The 17,929-nt window shown below is 72.3% G+C and carries 17 protein-coding genes; 5 read left to right on the top strand and 12 right to left on the bottom strand.

Going from position 1 to position 17,929, the window contains the following annotated elements; translation table 11 throughout:
- The first annotated feature begins 1 nt into the window (after window position 1).
- On the top strand, window positions 2–1,027 hold the full coding sequence (locus ACWC1K_RS03080) for an NADP-dependent oxidoreductase (RefSeq protein ID WP_450828370.1): 1,026 nt from the start codon (window positions 2–4) through the stop codon (window positions 1,025–1,027).
- 50 nt (window positions 1,028–1,077) lie between these two features.
- Here the strand turns inward: ACWC1K_RS03080 and ACWC1K_RS03075 are convergent, their stop codons facing one another.
- From ACWC1K_RS03075 to ACWC1K_RS03060, 4 genes are all read right to left on the bottom strand, one after another.
- Complete coding sequence (locus ACWC1K_RS03075; protein ID WP_450828368.1) at window positions 1,078–1,392, bottom strand: putative quinol monooxygenase; 315 nt, start codon at window positions 1,390–1,392, stop codon at window positions 1,078–1,080.
- Between the two features lie 72 nt (window positions 1,393–1,464).
- Entirely contained in the window at window positions 1,465–3,201 is a 1,737-nt protein-coding gene (locus ACWC1K_RS03070; RefSeq protein ID WP_450828366.1) for a PEP-utilizing enzyme, read from the bottom strand.
- Window positions 3,202–3,232: 31 nt separating this feature from the next.
- On the bottom strand, window positions 3,233–4,024 hold the full coding sequence (locus ACWC1K_RS03065) for an SDR family NAD(P)-dependent oxidoreductase (protein WP_450828364.1): 792 nt from the start codon (window positions 4,022–4,024) through the stop codon (window positions 3,233–3,235).
- A gap of 29 nt (window positions 4,025–4,053) precedes the next feature.
- Window positions 4,054–5,352: an aromatic ring-hydroxylating oxygenase subunit alpha gene (locus ACWC1K_RS03060; protein ID WP_450828362.1), complete on the bottom strand. Its 1,299-nt coding sequence runs from the start codon at window positions 5,350–5,352 to the stop codon at window positions 4,054–4,056.
- Window positions 5,353–5,910: 558 nt separating this feature from the next.
- Between ACWC1K_RS03060 and ACWC1K_RS03055 the strand changes: the two genes are divergently transcribed.
- The 3 genes from ACWC1K_RS03055 to ACWC1K_RS03045 are packed head-to-tail and all read left to right on the top strand — an operon-like array spanning window position 5,911 to window position 9,328.
- Window positions 5,911–6,915: a thiamine pyrophosphate-dependent dehydrogenase E1 component subunit alpha gene (locus ACWC1K_RS03055; RefSeq protein WP_450828360.1), complete on the top strand. Its 1,005-nt coding sequence runs from the start codon at window positions 5,911–5,913 to the stop codon at window positions 6,913–6,915.
- A gap of 5 nt (window positions 6,916–6,920) precedes the next feature.
- Window positions 6,921–7,934: an alpha-ketoacid dehydrogenase subunit beta gene (locus ACWC1K_RS03050; protein ID WP_450828358.1), complete on the top strand. Its 1,014-nt coding sequence runs from the start codon at window positions 6,921–6,923 to the stop codon at window positions 7,932–7,934.
- A 5-nt stretch (window positions 7,935–7,939) separates the two neighbouring features.
- Entirely contained in the window at window positions 7,940–9,328 is a 1,389-nt protein-coding gene (locus ACWC1K_RS03045) for a dihydrolipoamide acetyltransferase family protein (RefSeq protein ID WP_450828356.1), read from the top strand.
- A gap of 22 nt (window positions 9,329–9,350) precedes the next feature.
- Here the strand turns inward: ACWC1K_RS03045 and ACWC1K_RS03040 are convergent, their stop codons facing one another.
- Window positions 9,351–9,956, bottom strand: coding sequence for a TetR/AcrR family transcriptional regulator (locus ACWC1K_RS03040; protein WP_450828354.1), 606 nt, complete (start codon window positions 9,954–9,956; stop codon window positions 9,351–9,353).
- A gap of 143 nt (window positions 9,957–10,099) precedes the next feature.
- On the opposite strand from ACWC1K_RS03040, the gene ACWC1K_RS03035 reads away from it, so the two are divergent.
- Complete coding sequence (locus ACWC1K_RS03035) at window positions 10,100–10,780, top strand: TetR/AcrR family transcriptional regulator (protein WP_450828352.1); 681 nt, start codon at window positions 10,100–10,102, stop codon at window positions 10,778–10,780.
- A gap of 6 nt (window positions 10,781–10,786) precedes the next feature.
- Here ACWC1K_RS03035 and ACWC1K_RS03030 read toward each other — a convergent pair whose 3' ends face one another.
- The 7 genes from ACWC1K_RS03030 to ACWC1K_RS03000 form a co-directional block, all read right to left on the bottom strand.
- Complete coding sequence (locus ACWC1K_RS03030; protein ID WP_450828350.1) at window positions 10,787–10,927, bottom strand: hypothetical protein; 141 nt, start codon at window positions 10,925–10,927, stop codon at window positions 10,787–10,789.
- A 55-nt stretch (window positions 10,928–10,982) separates the two neighbouring features.
- Window positions 10,983–12,137: a thiolase family protein gene (locus tag ACWC1K_RS03025; RefSeq protein WP_450828348.1), complete on the bottom strand. Its 1,155-nt coding sequence runs from the start codon at window positions 12,135–12,137 to the stop codon at window positions 10,983–10,985.
- On the bottom strand, window positions 12,134–12,592 hold the full coding sequence (locus ACWC1K_RS03020; RefSeq protein ID WP_450828346.1) for a Zn-ribbon domain-containing OB-fold protein: 459 nt from the start codon (window positions 12,590–12,592) through the stop codon (window positions 12,134–12,136). Before ACWC1K_RS03020 ends, ACWC1K_RS03025 begins: the two co-directional genes overlap by 4 nt.
- Window positions 12,593–12,612: 20 nt before the next feature.
- On the bottom strand, window positions 12,613–13,737 hold the full coding sequence (locus tag ACWC1K_RS03015; protein ID WP_450828344.1) for an acyl-CoA dehydrogenase family protein: 1,125 nt from the start codon (window positions 13,735–13,737) through the stop codon (window positions 12,613–12,615).
- Window positions 13,734–16,328 (bottom strand): putative PEP-binding protein, encoded by a 2,595-nt coding sequence (locus ACWC1K_RS03010; protein WP_450828342.1) that lies wholly within the window; start codon window positions 16,326–16,328, stop codon window positions 13,734–13,736. Before ACWC1K_RS03010 ends, ACWC1K_RS03015 begins: the two co-directional genes overlap by 4 nt.
- Window positions 16,325–16,957, bottom strand: coding sequence for a hypothetical protein (locus ACWC1K_RS03005; RefSeq protein WP_450828340.1), 633 nt, complete (start codon window positions 16,955–16,957; stop codon window positions 16,325–16,327). The genes ACWC1K_RS03010 and ACWC1K_RS03005 overlap by 4 nt, the downstream gene beginning before the upstream one ends.
- A 71-nt stretch (window positions 16,958–17,028) precedes the next feature.
- Window positions 17,029–17,817: an enoyl-CoA hydratase/isomerase family protein gene (locus ACWC1K_RS03000; protein ID WP_450828338.1), complete on the bottom strand. Its 789-nt coding sequence runs from the start codon at window positions 17,815–17,817 to the stop codon at window positions 17,029–17,031.
- Between the last annotated feature and the right edge of the window lie 112 nt (window positions 17,818–17,929).

Below are 17,929 nucleotides of genomic sequence, written 5' to 3'. Positions count from 1 at the left end.
CGTGTCCCCGCGCACCACCCGGGTGGTCTGCCTCAGACGCCGGCCCGCGAAGGAACCGGTAGTCGGTGACTTCGCCGTCGAGGAACGCCCCCTGCCGTCTCTCGGTGAGGGACAGGTCCTCGTCCGCAACCTCTACATGAGCGTCGACCCGTCCATGCGCGGACGGCTGGAGACCACGGAGAAGCACTACACGCACAACTTCACCCCCGGATCACCGCTCGACGGGCGGGCCCTCGGCGTCGTGGAGGAGAGCCGCTGTCCCGCTGTTCCGCCGGGTGCCTTCGTACGTCACCAACTGGGCTGGCGGGAGCGGGTCGTGGTGAACGGGGCGGACACCGACGGGGCGGCGCGTATAGACCCGCGGCTCGCCCCGCTGCCCACCTGGCTGGGGCTGCTCGGCCAGACCGGATTCACCGCTTACGTGGGCCTGACCCGGATCGCGGAGCTGCGCCCCGGCGACACCGTCTTCGTCTCGGCGGCGGCCGGCGCCGTCGGCACCGCCGCCGGCCAGTTCGCGCGGCTGCTGGGCGCGGGCCGCGTCGTCGGGACCGCCGGCGGACCCGGCAAGTGCGCGTTGCTGGTCGAGGAGTTCGGCTACGACGCCGCCGCGGACTACCGTGCCGAGCCGGTGCGTGACGCGCTGGCCCGGATGGCACCCGACGGCATCGACGTGTACTTCGACAACGTCGGCGGCGAGCAGCTCGCCGCCGCCCTGCACGCCCTGCGGACCGGTGGCAGGGTCGCCCTGTGCGGCATGATGTCGCAGTTCGGCGGCGAGCGGCGGACCGTGGACATCAACCATCTGGTCCAGGCGGTCCTCAAGCGGCTGACACTGTCCGGTTTCATCGTCCGCGACCACGACGATCTGCGGCCGGAGTTCGAGCAGCGGGTCGCGGGCTGGCTCGCCGAAGGCCGCATCACCGCGCGCGAGACGGTCGTGGACGGCCTGGAGAACGCCCCAGGGGCGCTGCTGTCCCTGCTGGGCGGCGGCAACGTCGGCAAGATGCTCGTGCGGCTGGCCGACTGACGCAGGGAACGCCTGAAACGGCGCCCCCGGTGAGGGGGCGCCGCTTCGTTTCAGCGCATGGGGTGTGACGCGGCGACCGTGTGGACGGTCAGGGAGACCCCGACCCGGGTCAGCCCCGCCACGGCCGCGCGGAAGTCCTTCATGTGCGGGGTCGAGAAGTGCTCGTCGAGGGCCTGCCGGGAGGTCCAGTGCTCGAACACCCGGATGCGCCGCTCGTCACCGGGATCGGCGGTCATCGCGTAGTCCAGGCAGCCGGGTTCCGCCTCACGGGTGCGCCGGCCCAGCTCGACGAGGGCCTTCAGCACGGCGGCGCGGTCGCCGGGTTCGTAGTCCATCCAGCCGGCGACGATGACTTCCTCGGTCATGGCGTGTTCCCTTCGTGGTCATGGGCGTGGGCCCGCCGTCCCGTCAGGGGGAGCGGCGGACCCACGCGTTCCTCAGAGGCCGATGGCGGCCGGCACGCTGTCCACGGTGACCGTGCCCTGGTCGCCGTCCACCGTGATCACCATGCCGTCCCGCAGCCGCCGCGTCCCGTTCTCGACGGAGATCACGGCCGGGATGCCCAGTTCACGGCAGACCACCACGGCGTGGCTGTTGAGCGCGCCCACGTCCACGACGGCCGCTCCGGCGACCAGGAACAGCGGGGTCCAGGCCGCGTCCGTGATCGGCGCGACCAGCACCTCACCGGGCTCCAGGGCCTCGCACGAGGCCGGGTCGGTGACCACCCGCACCCTGCCGGTGTATGTGCCGTGGCTGCCGCCCACGCCGCCGAGGACATCGCCCTCGACGGCCGCCGGGGTCCGTTCCTCGGCGCGCCGAGGCCAGCTGTCGACCTCGGTCCGGGCGTCGTCGGCGACGAAGAACGGCGGCTCCAGGTCGTACAGACCCGCGTACTCCTCCAGCCGCTGGGCGATCACCGGGCCGAAGGACTCCGGGGCGGCGACATAGTCGTCGAGTTCGGTGTCCAGCAGCATCATCACGTCCTCGGGCCGCGCGAACAGCCCTGCCTCGACGCCACGGCGACCCAGTTCCCGTACGGCCATGCGGATCTCGTTGACGACGGTGACGCAGTTGGCCTTGGTGCGTTCGCGGGCCGGGATCCACACCTGGGAGGCGTGCATGCCGGCGTCGAACAGGGGCTGCGTCTCCTCGGGCAGCGCGGCCCGGATCTCCCGCGCCGTCCGCTCGCGCCCCTCCGTCAGCCGCTTGCGGCGGGCGGCGGGGGAGGCGTCGTCGGGACTGTGCCGGATCCGGTCGACCAGGGCCAGCGCCTGCACGGGCGCCGCCTCCCAGGACAGGGCGTGGATGTCCCACTCGTTGGGGCCGCGGTCGCCGGACTCCGCCAGGAACTCCTCGAAGGAGTCTCGGAACGCCTTCACATCCCCGGTCGCGGTGTCGAGCACCTGCTCCACGGCGGCCGGACCCCGGTCGAACAGCGCGCTCAGTTCGGCCGAGGCCGCCACCTGGCGGGACAGCGTCCACAGCCCGCTCGACGGGGAGGCGGAGTCGACGTCGCCGAGACCGCCGATCAGGTCGAGGAGGGCGCCGGGGCGGTCCACGCTCGCGCACAGCGGGCCGAGGATCGCCGGTCCGACGGAGGCGGGCAGCGACGACTCGACGTGACGCTGGAAGGTCGTCTCCACCTCGTCCAGCAACGACCGTGCGTGGGCGACCAGTTCGGCGTCGGCCAGCCGCGTCAGGTCGGGGCGCGAGCGGCGCAGGGCGCGCAGCCGCTCCCGGTCGGCGTCGGCCTCGGGGAAGCCGGTCTGGCCGAGCATCCGCTGAAGGGTCGCGCCCGCCTTGGCGGTCAGCTCCTCGTCCCGGTCGTCCGGGTGCGCCACGTACGCCGGGGTGTCGGAGCGCTGGCCGACGAAGGCCGCGTCGATCTGGTCCGCCGTCTGGCCCATCCGGATGCCGAACAGCCGCATGTGGGACAGGTTCAGGTAGAAGTGGCCGCCGAACATGCCGACGAACGGCGGCCGGGGGCCGGCCACCTCCTCGTCGCGGTAGATGCCGAACCCGACGAAGCCGCGCCGCCAGCCCTGCAGACCGCGCCCCCAGACCAGGGTCCAGCCCAGCGGGCTGGCGGGATCCGGCAGGGTCTCGCCCGCGTTGGCCCGGGTGTAGTGCGGCAGCCGCTCACTGCGCTGCCAGTCCGTGATCCAGCTCTTCATGACCGAGGTCTCCCGCCCTTTGTGCCCGCCCCTACCACTGCGCCGTGCCGCCGTCGACGCTGATCAGCGCGCCGGTGATGCCCGCCCCTGCCTCGCTTGCGAGCAGCGAGGCGACGGCCGCGATCTGCTCCACGGTGGTGATCTTCTTCGTCGCGGCGTGCTCGGCGAAGCGGCTGAGCCATTCCTCGTAGCTGATGCCCTCGGCCTCGGCGGCGGCCGGCCCCGCGGCACGCATGAGGTCGGTGTCGACGGCGCCGGGACAGATGGCGTTGCAGGTGACGCCCTGGGTGCCGTACTCGAAGGCGGTCGCCTTCGTCAGTCCGTGGATGGCGTGCTTGTTGGTGATGTAGTGGCTGATCGCCGGCTTGTTGGCCTGCTTGCCCTCCACCGAGGAGATGTTGATGATCCGGCCCCAGCCGCCCGCGAGCATCTTCGGCAGGGCCCGGCGGGTGCCGTAGAAGTAGGCGTTGAGGTTGAAGGCCAGGGCATGGTTCCAGGCCTCGTCGCTGAGTTCGTGCACGGGGGCGAAGCCCTGGGTGCCGCCCGCGTTGTTGACCCAGATGTCGAGCCGCCCGAACCGCTCGGCGGCGAAATCGGCCAGGGACTCGATGTCCTCCTGGCTGCTCGCGTCACAGGGGTGGAAGACGGCCCGGTCCCCGGCGTCCAGCTCCTCCAGGGCCTGCTTGCCCTTGACCTCGCTGCGGCCGCTGACGACGACCGTGGCGCCGTCGGCCAGGAAGGCCTCGGCGATGGCGCGGCCGATGCTGCGCGTGCTGCCCGTGATCACCGCGACACGTCCGTCGAGGCTGCCCGTAGCCACCATGGTGTTCTCCCGCGAATGTTGTTGGTTGCTCACCTGGCGGCTCTGGGGGCGCCGGTGGCGCCCTGGTCCAGGTGCTGGTGAATGGTGCGGTGGAAGTGCTGGAGTCCGGGCTCGTTGCGTCCGAAGACGAAGTCGGTCCCGGCGAGGGCCTTGAGCCCCTGCTGGACTCCGTAGGTGGTCGCGTAGTCCTCGTCGCGGACCACCTCGTGGAACCAGGCGCCGAACCGGTCGGCGGCCTGGCGTTCCTCCTCGGTGACCGCCGGTTCCCGCAGCAGGATGATCTGCTGGGTCACCGACTCGGTCGCCGTCCGGGGGAGCACCAGGGAGACGGCGATCTTCTGGCGCCAGCCGCCGGCGATCGCGAGTCCCGGGAAGAGCCAGTAGATGGGCCCGACGCAGTCCCCGGGGTCACGCCTGTCCGGGGGCAGCTCGCTCGCCTGCGCGATGGGCCGCAGGGCCGGTGCGATGCGCTGATGGGGGCCCCAGGTGTCGTGAGCCATCATGTTCGAGAGGTTCGTCTCGAAGACCGTCTTCGGGTGCAGCGAGGCGAAGTGGTACGTCTCCAGATACCCGTCGAGGGTGACCTTCCAGTTGGGGCTGGTCAGCTCGCTGGTGGCGTAGTGGTGGCACTCCGCGAGGCGCAGGCCCTCCAGCAGCGGCTGCAGATCGCCCAGCCAGTCGTCCAGGTCGGGCTCGGCCGCCGGGTCCAGCGACACGAAGACGATCCCCGCGCGCTCCCCGGCCGGGAGCCGCACCAGGCCGCGTCCCTCCCGCGGAACCTCGCCGAAGGTCTTCTCCGCGTACACGCCCCGCAGCTCCCCGGCCAGGTCGTACGACCAGGAGTGGTACGGGCAGGTGAGCCGCTTGGACACCCCGCATCCGGCTTCCAGGAGCCGGGCGCCCCGGTGCCGGCAGGCGTTGATCATCGCGTGCACGGCACCCTGCCGGTCGCGTGTGATCAGCACCGGAACGCCGAGCACGTCGATCGCCTTGTAGGTGTTCGGCCCGGGCAGCTCGCACGACATCGCGAGCGGCAGCGGGACACTCCGGTGGACGGCGTCCGTCTCGCGCTGCCAGCGGTCGGCGTCGAGGTAGTTGGCCACGGGTTCCGTCCACTGGCCGTCCGCCTCGTGCGTCGTGTTGGCCCGGTAATGCGCCATCACCCGCTCGACGAGTTCGGCCGCCTCCCGCCGCATCGCCACGGACGCGGCGTCGGTGGACCGGTCCTGGCTGATCCACGACGAGTACTCGGGGGTGGAGGGGGCGGAGGCCGGTGACCTGCGCCCGGTCGCTGTTTCCCGAATCTCCGGTGAACTGGTCTGGACCACGATGTCCTCACAATCCTCCCAGCCGCGAGCCGGTGACCGGCTTCGGAACGCAACAGCTGGGCTGTGTCCGAAACTGCAACAGGACTTAGTGTGGTCTGTCAATAGAAAGTGGGGAAGTTGCCGCTCGGTGTGCCATGGGGGTGGGTGTGTCGGTGTCCGTCGGGGGTCCGGCCGGGCCGGGCGGTGAGCTGGTGGTCGGCTGGCTCCGGGTGCCCTCCGGGGGGTGCGTCAAGTCGATCCTGCCCCGGTCGGCGCCGGTGTCGGCATGTACTGCGCCCTGGTCAGCCGGGCGGTCGGGACTGTCGTATCTCACCTTCCATGTCGACGACGTGAATCCGGTGGTTGCGGTGCCGCCGGGCGCGGGTGGGTGCCGGATCGGCTTCTGGGCGGATCCGGAGGGCAATGTCGTGGAGTTGGTGGACGAGCGGGGCGACGGGCCGGGTCCGAGGCGTAGTAATTAGAGACGCTGTTCAGTAAGGTGCCTGCATGCCGGTTACTGTAGACCGACACAAGTAACTCTGATTGCTTGGCAACCTCCCTCGGGCGAAGGGGCGGACGATGGCTCAACGAGCGTCAACGGCGTCGAAGAAATCCCCGCAGGTCAGTACCGCGGTCATCAGGGATCTGCACGAACGCATGGTGCGCATCCGGCTGTTCGAGACCGAGGCGGGAAAACTCATGGAGGCGGGCAAGCTGCCCGGCTTCCTGCATCTGTATGTCGGCCAGGAAGCCGTCGCCGCGGGTGTGATGACGGCCCTGCGCGACGACGACCAGATCACCTCCACCCACCGCGGCCACGGACACGCCGTGGCCAAGGGCGTCGGCTTCCGCGCGATGTACGCCGAGCTCTACGGCCGCGTCACCGGCGCCTGCCTCGGCCGCGGCGGCAGCATGCACATCAACGACCTCACCCGCGGCATGCTCGGCGCCAACGGCATCGTCGGCGCCGGCGTCCCGATCGCCGTGGGCGCCGCCTTCGCCGCCCGCTACAAGGGCGAGGACAGCGTCGCCGTGACCTTCTTCGGCGACGGGTCCACCAACATCGGCGCCTTCCACGAGGGCGCCAACATGGCCGCCGTCCTCGGCCTGCCCGTGGTCTTCGTCTGCGAGAACAACGGCTACGCCGAGTTCACCCCGCAGTCCGCCCACATGCTGCTCACCGACGTCGCCGACCGGGCCGCCGCCTACGGGATGCCCAGCGTGATCGTCGACGGCATGGACGCGGTCGCCGTCCACCGCGCCGCGACCGACGCCGTCGCACGCGCCCGGTCCGGAGCGGGCCCCATGATGATCGAGGCCAAGACTTACCGCTACTTCGACCACCAGGGCGTCAAGGGCCTGCGCCACCCCTACCGCTCGGACGAGGAGGTCGCCGAGTGGAAGGCCCGCGACCCCATCGACCTGATCGAGACCCGCGCGATCGCCGACGGCACCGCCACCCGCGCGGAACTGGACGACGTATGGCAGCGCACGCGCGAGGAGATCGCCGAAGCCATCGCATACGCCGAGGCGAGCCCGCTGCCCGACCCCGCCGACCTGCTGCTCAACGTCTACTCGGGATGACCGCCATGACCACCACCACCGAGGCGCCGGCCGTCGCCACGCGCAAGCTCACCTACGTCAAGGCCTTCAACGAGGGGCTTGCCCAGGCCATGCGCGAGGACGAGAACGTCTTCGTCGCCGGGGAGGACGTGGCCGGATACGGCGGCGTGTTCCGCATGTTCGACAACCTGCTCGACGAGTTCGGGCCCCGCCGCATGATCGACACCCCGATCTCCGAAGCCGCCCTCGTCGGTCTCGGCGTGGGCGCCGCCGCCCGGGGCCTGCGCCCCGTAGTCGACCTGATGTTCATGGACTTCATCGGCGTCTGCCTCGACCAGATCGTCAACCAGGCCGCGAAGATGAAGTACATGTTCGGCGGCGCGCTGTCCGTGCCGCTGACCATCACGACCGCCTCCGGAGCGGGCCTCGGCGCGGCGGCCCAGCACAGCCAGAGCCTGGAGGCGTGGCTGGCCCATGTGCCCGGCCTCAAGGTGGTGATGCCGTGCGACGCGTACACCGCCAAGGGCCTGACCGTCTCGGCCATCAGGGACGACAACCCCACCGTCGTCATGCTCAACAAGGTGCTGCTCGGGAGCACCGGTGAGGTGCCCGAGGAGATCTACGGCATCCCCCTGGGACAGGCGCACACCGCGCGGCAGGGCTCCGACGTCACCGTGATCGCGCTGGGCCGCATGGTGGGGGAGGCCCTCGCGGCGGCCGACGAACTCGCCGCCGAGGGCGTCGAGGTCGAGGTGATCGACCCTCGCACCGTGCAGCCGCTGGACACCGAGACGATGTTCGCCTCCGTCCGCCGCACCAACCGGGTGCTCGTGGTGCACGAGGCCGTCACCTTCGGCGGGCTCGGCGCGGAGATCGCCGCCCAGATCCAGGACGAGGTCTTCGACTACCTGGACGCGCCGGTCCTGCGCGTCGGCGCCCCCTTCTCCCCGGTGCCCTTCTCGCCGGTCCTGGAGAAGGCGTACGTGCCCGATCGCGCCCGCATCGTCCAGGGGTGCCGGCGCCTGCTCGAAAGGTCGTGACCGACGTGGCGGTCGAAGTTCTGCTGCCGAAGATCGGCCTGACCATGCAGGAAGGCACGATCGACGAATGGCTGGTGCCCGTCGGCGCGGTCGTCGCCGAGGGCGACTCACTGCTGAGGCTGGCCACCGACAAGGTCGACGTGGACGTCGAGGCGGAGGCCGGAGGCCTCTTCCACCCGGTGGTCCCGGCCGGCGCCACCGTGCCGGCCGGCACCCTCATCGGCTGGCTGCTGGCCGAGGGCGAACAACCACCGGAGGCGCCGCGCGGGCCGGCGCCCTCCGGGCCCGGGACCGACCGGGACACGGACGCGGTGGCTGCGGCTGCGGCGGGTGGTACCGGTGCGGCACCCGCCCCCGTCGGCACCCATGGACGGCTCCTGTCCTCGCCGTACGCCCGGCGGGTCGCCGCGGCCGTCGGCATCGACCTCACCGCCGTGCGTGGCACGGGGCCGGGTGGCCGGATCGTCTCCGAGGACGTGGAGGAGTTCTTCGCGGCGCTTCCCGAGAACCACGGCATCCCCGCCGTCGCGGCTCCGCAGGACGGGGCCCCCTCCTCGCCCCTGGTCCGCAAGCTGGCGAAGGAACGCGGCATCGACTTGTCGGAGGTCAACGGCACGGGTCCGGGCGGCCGTATCCGCCGCGCCGACCTCGACGCAGCCCCTGCCGCCCCTGCTGCCCCCGTTCGCAGGAACGCCGCTCCTCAGCCAGGCGACGTCCTTCCCCTCACCGGCATGCGCGGCACCATCGCCCGCAGGATGCACGCCAGCCTCCAGGAGATGGCACAGCTGACGCACGGCTACGAGGTGCGGATGGACGCCGTGGTCTTGCTGCGGGACCGGCTCAAGCAGGAGTGGGCCGACGGCGAACTGCCGGTGCCCAGCCTGGGCGACTTCGTGCTGAAGGCCGCGGCCCTGGCCCTGCGCGAGCACCCGCTGCTCAACGCCACGGTCCAAGACGACGGCATCCATCTGCTCGACGGCATCCACCTGGGCTTCGCGGTGGCTGTACCGGGCGGCCTCATGGTCCCCGTCATCGAGCACGCGGCGGCGCTGCCGCTGCATGAGATCGCCCGCCGGACGAAGGAGCTGGCACAGGCCGCGCGCGAGGGGCGGATCTCCCTCGCGCAGCTGGAAGGGGCCACCTTCACCGTCACCTCACTCGGCGGATACGGCGTCGACTTCTTCACGCCCGTGATCAATCCCGGCAATGTCGGCATCCTCGGGGTGGGCAGGCTCAGGGACGGCGTCGAGTGGGTGGACGACCGGCCGCTGCGGACCCGGGTGCTCACCCTGAGCCTCACCTTCGACCACCGTGCCGTCGACGGCGCACCCGCCGCCGAGTATCTGCGCACGGTCGGGGAGTTGCTGAGCAAGCCGCTGCGTCTGCTGGTTTGAGGCTGGTGATGTGAACCGAAGGCTATCGGGCGGGGTCGGCGATCCGCTCCGCGAGAGCGCCGACCTCGCGGACGAACGAGCGGTGCCCCAGCGACCGGTAGACGTCGTCGCCCCGGACCTGCGAGGTGGCCGCGGTCTCCAGCAGCGCCAGCAGGCCCAGGCCGTTCACCGCCGCCTCGGCGTCGGAGACGGATCCGCGGGCCTTGCGGACCAGCCGCACCAGCTCCTCCAGCAGCTGCGTACGGCTCTCCTGGCGCAGCAGCTCCGCCTCCTGGCTCATACCGGCCGACGACACGAAGAACACGGTGGCGGCGGACCGGTTTTCGGCCATCCATGCCAGCAGGGTGGTGATCGCCGCTCCGGTGGGCGAGCCCGGCTCATGGGCCTCCGTGATCGCCTGCAGCTGCTCGCGCAGCGCCGCGGCGAACGCCCGCATGGCCTCGGCCAGGACCTGGTCCTTGGAGGAGAAGTGGTAGTACACCGCGGCCGACGTCATCTCCGCGCGCGAGGCGATGTCGGCCACCGTCACCTCGTCCGGCGGCTGGGTGGCGAACAACTCGGTGGCCGCCTCGATCACCCACTGCTTGCGCGAGGGACGGTGAGCGGCGCGGGTTCCGGATGTCGTCATGGTGTCAAGTATGCCGGGGCCTGAGTGCGTCTGTGGCCTGTGTGCAGCAGGAATTATGCGATCGGAGGGCAGGAGTTACTGGATACTATGGTCAGTACCAGAGATCACCGGTGCGGACCGACGGCAGCGGGGCAGGGAGCATCATGGCCACCACGAAGAACGGCAAGCAGCCCGCCCACCGGCCCTCGCGCCGGCAGCACATCATCACCGCCGCCGTGCGGGTGTTCGGCCGCAACGGATTCGCGGAGACCAGCATTCAGGACATCGCCGACGAGGCCGAGGTGGTCCCCACGGCCGTCTACTACCACTTCGACGGCAAGGAAGAACTGCTCGAACTCGCCATGCGCCGGGTCTTCGACCAGCTGAACGCGGTCGTGGAGGCGGCCCGGCCGGAGTCCGAGCCGGGTGACGCGGAGGGCCTGGTCCGCGTCATCGACGCCGTATGGGAGTGGGTGGAGAAGAACCCCGACGAGGCCCGGCTGTACCAGGTCCAGGTCGCCTCCGCCAACGGCAGCGTGAAGGTGCTGCGGGACGAGTTCGAGCAGCGTCACATCCAGCGTGGCTACGACTACCTGCCCGAGGGCAGCACCCGCAGCCCCCGCGCGGCGAAGGCCCGGCACGCGGGACAGGCGCTCGCGGTCCGCACGCTGATCAGTACGACGATGCTGGTCACCGCGTTGCGGGCGGAGGGAGGACCGCTGTCCCGGCTGCCCTCCCGGGCCGTCCTGGAGGCGGTCAGGGAGCTGGCGCTGCGCATCGTCGCCGCCGAGGAGACGCCGGCAGGGCAGCAGGGTCCGGACAAGAAGGTCACTACACGGACCTGAGAGGGTTCACCGGGGCGGTGGCCTGCGGTCGGCAAGCAGCCTGCCCGTCGTTTCGGCTTCGTCGGGAAGGGACGCCGACCAGACCAGGACGCCCGTGTTCACCAGGACGTCGATCCCGCCGGTCGGCTGCCGTGCCTCCCTGACCACCGCGACGGCGCTCTTCGCGCAGGTCCACCGTGCCGCACGGCTTGCCCGTCGCCTCTCACACCGTCAGGACCGAGCAGGCGCTGATCCCGGGCGCGCCGTACACATGGGTGAAGCCCACCCGGGGAGCGCCCGGCACCTGCGCACCGGGCGCCCGGCCCTGCAACTGCCGTACGACTTCGTGGAACTGACGCAGTCCGGAGGCGCCCACGGGCTCCCCGCCGGCCAGACAGCCGCCGTCGGTGTTGACCGGTATCCGGCCGGTGGGATCGGTGTCCCCGGCGGCCAGCAGCTCCTCCTGCTCGCCGTGGCCGCACAGTCCGGTCTCCGCCAGGTGGACCAGTTCCGAGCCGCTGTCCGTGTCCTGCAGCTGGGCGACCTGTACGTCCCCGGGACGTATGCCCGCGGTGTGGAAGGCCGCCTCGGCGGCGTCGACGCTGGGGCTGCGGTGGGGTCCCGGCGGCAGCCAGGGAGAGAACACCTCGAACGAACCGAACCGCCGGGTCCGGAAGGCCAACGAGGCAAGTTTGACCGGCCGTTCGCACAGGTCGAAGGCGCGGTCGCCGAGCGCCAGGACCAGGGCCGCCGCGCCCTGGCCGGGCGAGCAGAACATGTACTGGGTGAGCGGAGGGTTGACCTCGGCGGCCTCCAGGATCTCCCGCTCCGTCAGCGGTTTGCGCCGCCATGCCAGGGGGTGCCGGGCACCGTTGCGGAAGGCCCGCTCGGCCACCATCGCCAGCGCCCGCTCGGACATGCCGTGCTCGTGCAGGTACCGCTGGGTCTTCAGCGCGAAGAACTGGGTGGTCAGCATCAGGCCGGTCTCGGCGTACCAGTCGCCCAGGCCGTAGCGGGCCGCGGAGACGTGGAAGGCGCCCCGCTCATGCTTGTCGAAGCCCACCGCCAGTCCCAGGGAGGCCTCGCCCGCGCGCAGCGCGTTGGCCACCGCGAGCACCGTGGAGGCACCGGTCGCGCAGCCGTTCTGCACGTTGACGAAGGGCACTCCGGTCAGACCCAGACGGCCCACCAGGGTGTCGGGCTTGCCGGAGACGTCGGAGCCGCCGGCCGCGTAGCCGATGTCCTCCCAGGCGACACCGGCGTCGGCCAGCGCCGTGCGCACCGCCCGCTCGGCCATCTCCATGCCGGTGACGCTCTCGTCGCGGCCGAAGGGATGCATCCCGCATCCGACCACGTACACGTCGTCGGGCCGGTTCACAGCTCTCCGTCCCGCTCCGGACGGAACGCGAAGGTGACGACCTCGGTCCCGTCCTCGTGCCGGTACGCGGGCACCAGGGTGAGCCGGACCGGCAGACCGATCCGGATCTCCTCGCGGGGCACCGCCAGCCGTGCTTCGACCAGCACCTCACCCAGGTCCACGTAGCCCACGTGGTAGGGCCGGTAGCCGTCGGCCGGCGGCCGGTACGGCGGTTTCGGCGGGAACGCCTGGAGCGTCCACGACCACACCCGGCCCCTGACCGGCAGCACCTGCTCGGACATCACCCCGTCCGCGCACCGGGGGCACGAGTCCTGCCGGGGGAAGACGACGGTGTGGCACGCGGAGCAGCGGGCGCCCACGAGACGCGGTGCGTCCCCGTCGCCGTGCTCACGGTCGTCGTGCTCACGGTCGTCCGGGTTCTCGAACAGTGACTCGTCGATGAGCCTGGTGGTCATGTTTCCGCCCTCCTTCCATGTCACCAGCCGAGCAGGGCGGCCAGCCGTTCCCGGTGATGCGCGGCGCCGCCCAGCAGCACCGCGTCGGACTGCGCGCGCCGGAAGTACAGGTGCGCGTCGTGCTCCCAGGTGAAGCCCATCCCGCCGTGGAGCTGTACGCATTCGGCGGCGACGGAGACGAACGCCTCGCCGCACCACGCCTGTGCCACGGCCGCCGCCTCGGCCAGCGTCCGGGGTGAGCCGTCCGCCCGGACCGCGCGCACCACGGCCGACCGTGCGGCCTCGACCTGGAGCAGCATGTCGGCGCAGGCGTGCTTGACCGCCTGGAAGCCGCCGATCGCCCTGCCGAACTGGGTACGGTCGCGCACATGGGCCACCGTCATGTCCAACGCGGCCTGCGCTCCGCCCAGTTGCTCGGCGGCCAGGGCCACCAGGGCCACGTCCAGTGCGCGGGAGACGACGACCGCTCCCTCGCCGCCGGCGGTCAGTGCTCGGGCCCGGGCACCGTCGAAGGTGACCACCGCCTGGCCCCTGCTGAGGTCAAGGGTGGGCACCCGGCGCACCGTGACCCCCGGCTCTCGCGGATCGGCCAGGAAGAGGTCCACGCCGTCGGCCCCGGTCGCGGCCACCACGAGTGTCTCGGCGTCGGCGCCGTCGAGGACGAAGGGCGCGGTGCCGTCCAGGAGCGGGACGCTGCCCCGCCAGGAGACGGCCACGGGCACGGCGTCGGCCCGCCAGGTCCCGTCGGGCGCGACCACGGCCAGGGCGTGTACGACGCCCTCCGCCAGCCTGCCCAGCGCCTTGTCGGCCGTGCCGCAGCCTGCCAGCACCTGCCCGGCCAGCACGGTGGAGGACAACAGCGGCACCGGTGCCAGGACTCGGCCCAACTCCTCGCAGACGGCGGCGATCCCGGCGAGGCCGCCGACACCTCCCGCCGACCCGGGCAGGCCCAGCGCCGCGAGGCCGACCTGTCGGCCGAGGGTGTCCCACAACCCGGCGTCGATGCCGGGCGCCTCCTCGGACAGCCGGCGCACCGCGGCGGTCCCGCCGGCGTCCGCGCACACCGTGCGGACGGTGTCGCGGAGGTCTTCCAGTTCGGTGTCGGACAGGCCTGTGCCGTCGGTCTCGGTCACGGTGCTGGTCATCGTGTGCTCCCGCTGGTGTCGTCGCGTGCGCGCAGCGCGCTGTGCGCCGCCGCCATCCGGGCCACCGGCACTCGATGCGCGGAACACGAGACGTAGTCGAGGCCGAGGCCGTCGCAGAACGCGATCGACTCCGGGTCACCGCCGTGCTCACCGCACACGCCCAGCTTGATGCCGGGCCGTACGCTCCGGGCCCGCTCGGCCGCCAGCGCGACCAGGGCACCCACCCCGTGCGGGTCGAGCCGGGCGAAGGGGCTTGCGGTCAGGAACCCGCGTTCCTGGTACGAGGCGAGCACCTGGCGTTCGACGTCGTCCCGGGAGAATCCGTAGGTGAGCTGGGTGAGGTCGTTGGTGCCGAAGGAGAAGAACTCGGCGTGCTCGGCGAGTTCCGCGGCCAGCAGCGCGGCGCGCGGCGTCTCGATCATGGTGCCGAGCCGGTAGGGCACCTCCACCCCGGTGCGGGCGGCGACCGCTTCGGCGGCGTCACGTACATACGCGGCCACGGCGGCCAGTTCCTCCGGCAGGCTGACGAGCGGGATCATCACTTCCAGCTCCGGCCGGACCCCGGTGGCGGCGACATCGGCCCAGGCGGTGAAGAGCGCCTCGGCCTGCGCCGGGTAGAGCCGTTCGTGCAGCAGCGCCAGCCGTACCCCACGCAGCCCGAGCATCGGGTTCGCCTCGCGCAGCGCGGCGGCCCGCTGTTCCTCGCCGGCGTCCAGGGCCTCGCCGGGGGCGGGCAGGAACTCGTGCAGCGGGGCGTCCAGCAGCCGCACGGTCACCGGGCGGTTCCCCACGGCGGCCAGCAGCGCGGTGAAGTCCTCGTGCTGGGCGCGCTCCAGCGCCACCAGGGCCTCGTCACGGGCGGTGGGGTCGGCGGCCAGCAGCACCCGGCGGATCAACGGCAGCCGCTCACCCAGGAACTGGTGCTCCGTACGGCACAGCCCCACCCCCTCCGCGCCGAGCGCGAGGGCCGTCTCCACTTCGGCCGCCGTGTCCGCGTTGACCCGTACGCTCAGTCGGCGTACGTCGTCCGCCCATGTCAGCAGGGTGGACAGTTCGGGTGGCGGTCCGGCGACGCTGACGCTCAGCGTGCCCGCGTAGACGGCGCCGGTACGGCCGTCCAGCGAGATGGTGTCGCCCTCGCGCACCACCTGCTCCCCGAAGCGGACCGTCCCGCCCGCCCGGTCCACGCGCAGCCCTTCGGCGCCGCACACGGCGGGCTTGCCGGCGCCCCGCGCGACCACGGCGGCGTGCGAGGCGATCCCGCCGCTGCCCGTGAGCACGGCGACGGAGGCCAGCATGCCGGGCACGTCCGCCGGGGTCGTCTCGGCGGCCACCAGCACGACCCGGGTGCCGTCCGCGGCCAGTTCGAGGGCCCTGTCACTGGACAGCACCACCGTCCCGGTCGCCGCCCCCGGCGACGCGGGCAGGCCCCTCACGAGGAGTTCCTCCCCACCGGTCAGCCGCAGTCGGGGGTGGAGCAGTTCCTGGACCTGCGTGGGGGTGATCCGCCGGACGGCCTCCTCGTGGCCGAGCGCCCCGTCCCGGGCCAGGTCCGCGGCCAGACACACCGACGCCCGCAGCGGCGGGCGGAGTTGGGCGGAGGCGGCGAGCAGGGAGATCTCGTCGTCGCGCACCTCGAAGTCGACCGACACCGGCGCGCGCAGGTGCCGTTCCAGGGTGAGCAGGGAGTGCGCCAGCAGCGCGGTGCCGCCCGCGAGCCGGTCCAGCGGCTCACCGGAGTGCGGCGGCGGGGCGCTGCGGCGCACCCCGCGGAAGAAGAACCCCTGCGGGGCGAGGCGCCCGGTCTCGGGATCGCGGCTGACCGCCGTGCCGTAGCCCGAGTGGTCGGCCGGGCCGATGCGCAGGGCCTGGACATGCAGGGCGAGGGCCAGGTCGGCAGGGAGCCGCTGGGCCCGGCGGGACCTTCGCGCACGCGGTGAGTCCCACCGGGCCAGGAGGGCGTGGGCGGCAAGCGCCAGCTGTTGTGCCGGGTCGTCGGGGAAGGGCCGGGAGCCGTGCTCGGCCACCAGGGCGAGCAGCACCTTGACGCGCTCTCCCGGCTGGGGCGTGTCCAGGAGGGCGTCGTCGAGCAGCGCACCGGGAACGTCCAGGGCGTGTTCGGCGATCACACGTACGGTGGCGGCCCACACCTCGTGCAAGGCGTCCGCCTGCCCGATGACGGCGCACAGGTCGTCGGCCGTGCCCGGGGCCACGCCCAGGCAGGCGAGGTCGGGCGGCAGGCCGGCGATCTCGGTCGGTGCGCTCGCGGACAGGCGCAGCAGCAGCGGCCGGGCCATGTCCCCGATCCGCCGTCCCGAGAGCTGCTCGACGAGCTCTACGGCGGCTTCGGCGGTCGCGGGCTCGCACAGCGACGCGGCGGAGGCGGCGGGCACGGTGAGGCCCGGCACGACCGGCAGACCGAGGGCCACCAGTCCGTCCATCGCCGCGCCGTGCGCGCCCAGCTCGCCGGCGTCCAGGCCCCGGATGCGGCCCTGCCCGTACGGCACCAGGATCCGGCCGGGGGTACCAGGGGACAGGAGAGGCGTCTCGGACGCTGGGGGCGGCGCCGCCTCGCGGTCGGTGACGCTCACCCCCGCCCCCTGGTGACGAGTTCCTCTTCACGGGCCTCGTCCTCGGCCCGGCTGATGCCCAGTACGAGCAACAGCTCCTGGTGCAGCCGCATCCATACGGTGTGGTACGAGTCGCACAGCGGCGAGGCCAGCCACTGAGGCGCGCCGTCGTCGAAGCGGTCGAGGGCGTCCTCCAGGTCCGTCAGGTAGCGCCCACTGCCCGCGAGGACCCGGTCCAGCCGGCGCAGTACGGGCTGGATGGCCTCGTGCACGTCCTCCAGCGACTCGCGCACCCCGGCGTCGTAGACGTCGTCGGAATGGTCGTTGGCGGTGCCGTCCGGGCGGCACTGCCATGCCGTGCACACGTCCCGGATCTTCCGGTTGACCGGCAGGAACGCCTCGTACGCCGCGGTGATCAGCTTCTCCTGCTCGGAGCCGGCGGGAACCCGCAGCAACCGCGCGACGGCGGACTTGGCCCGCTCGGTCGGCAGCACCACCGGCCCCTTCACCGTCGCCAGCCCGGCGTCGACCAGCGGCCGGTGCTCGGAGGCCGGACGGCCACGCCACATGCCACGCAGAACGAGGTCGACGACGGCTTCGGTGAGGGGCTCGTCGGACGCGTCCGGAAGGTCCACGGCAGCAGATTGCATCGCCACACCTTTTGCTCGGTTCTGTGTTGCCCGGAGGTTACGCCCCGGCAGGCTGGTTAGTGAAGAGGGACTCAAGAAACACTTTTCGCCGCGAGGAACGACGTCATGCGGTCCCGTGCGTCGCGGCCGTCGGCGAGGGCGGCGATGGAGCGCGCTTCCTCGGCGAGGTGGCGGCGCAGATCGTGCCCGGTGCCGAGGCGCAGCAGCCCCTTCGCGGCGCGCAGTGCGCCGCCCGCGCCGGCGGCCAGATCCGCCGCGGTCCGGTGGGCCGTGTCGTCCAGTTCGGCGTCGGGCACGGACCGGGAGACCAGGCCCCACTGTTCGGCGTCGTCGCCGGTCAGGACCCGGTTGGTGAAGATCAGGTCCGCCGCCCTGCGCGGGCCCACCAGGCGTGGCAGGAACCATGACGCCCCGCAGTCCGGTGTGAGCCCGATCGCCGTGTACGCGAGCCGGAACCGCGCGGACCGGGCAGCCAGGACGATGTCGCCCACGAGGGCGAGGCCGATCCCGCCGCCCGCGGCCGCGCCGCGCACGGCGGTCACCAACGGCACCGGCAGCTCGTACAGGACCTGTATCGCGGCATGTGCGGCGCTCGCCACGGCGTGTACGTAGGCACCGGTCTCCGCGCCGCGGCCGGCGAACGCACGCAGGTCACCGCCCACGCAGAAGCTGCCGCCCGTCGTCCGCAGCAGGACCGCGCCGCCCGGCTCCGCGGCGACCTCCGAGGCCGTGTCCCGCAGGGCCTCGGCCGTGCTGAGATCCAGGGCGTTCCCGCGGCCGGGATCGTCCAGCCGCAGCTCGACGACGCCGTCGGGGTGACGGACCGTGCGTACCGGGCCGGTGCTCGCTGTCGGGCTCATGGGTGTCTCTCCCGTCGTCATCCCGTCGCCGGGGACTTCCGGGCAAGATACTAAACACGCTATACAGTTTCTAGAAGGCGACGGCTGAGGACGCCCGTACGCCCGTCGGCGG

This window comes from Streptomyces sp. NPDC001492 (assembly GCF_053597275.1).
The sequence above is the reverse complement of the archived record's forward strand: the minus strand, read 5'-3'. Positions and strand labels throughout refer to the sequence as shown.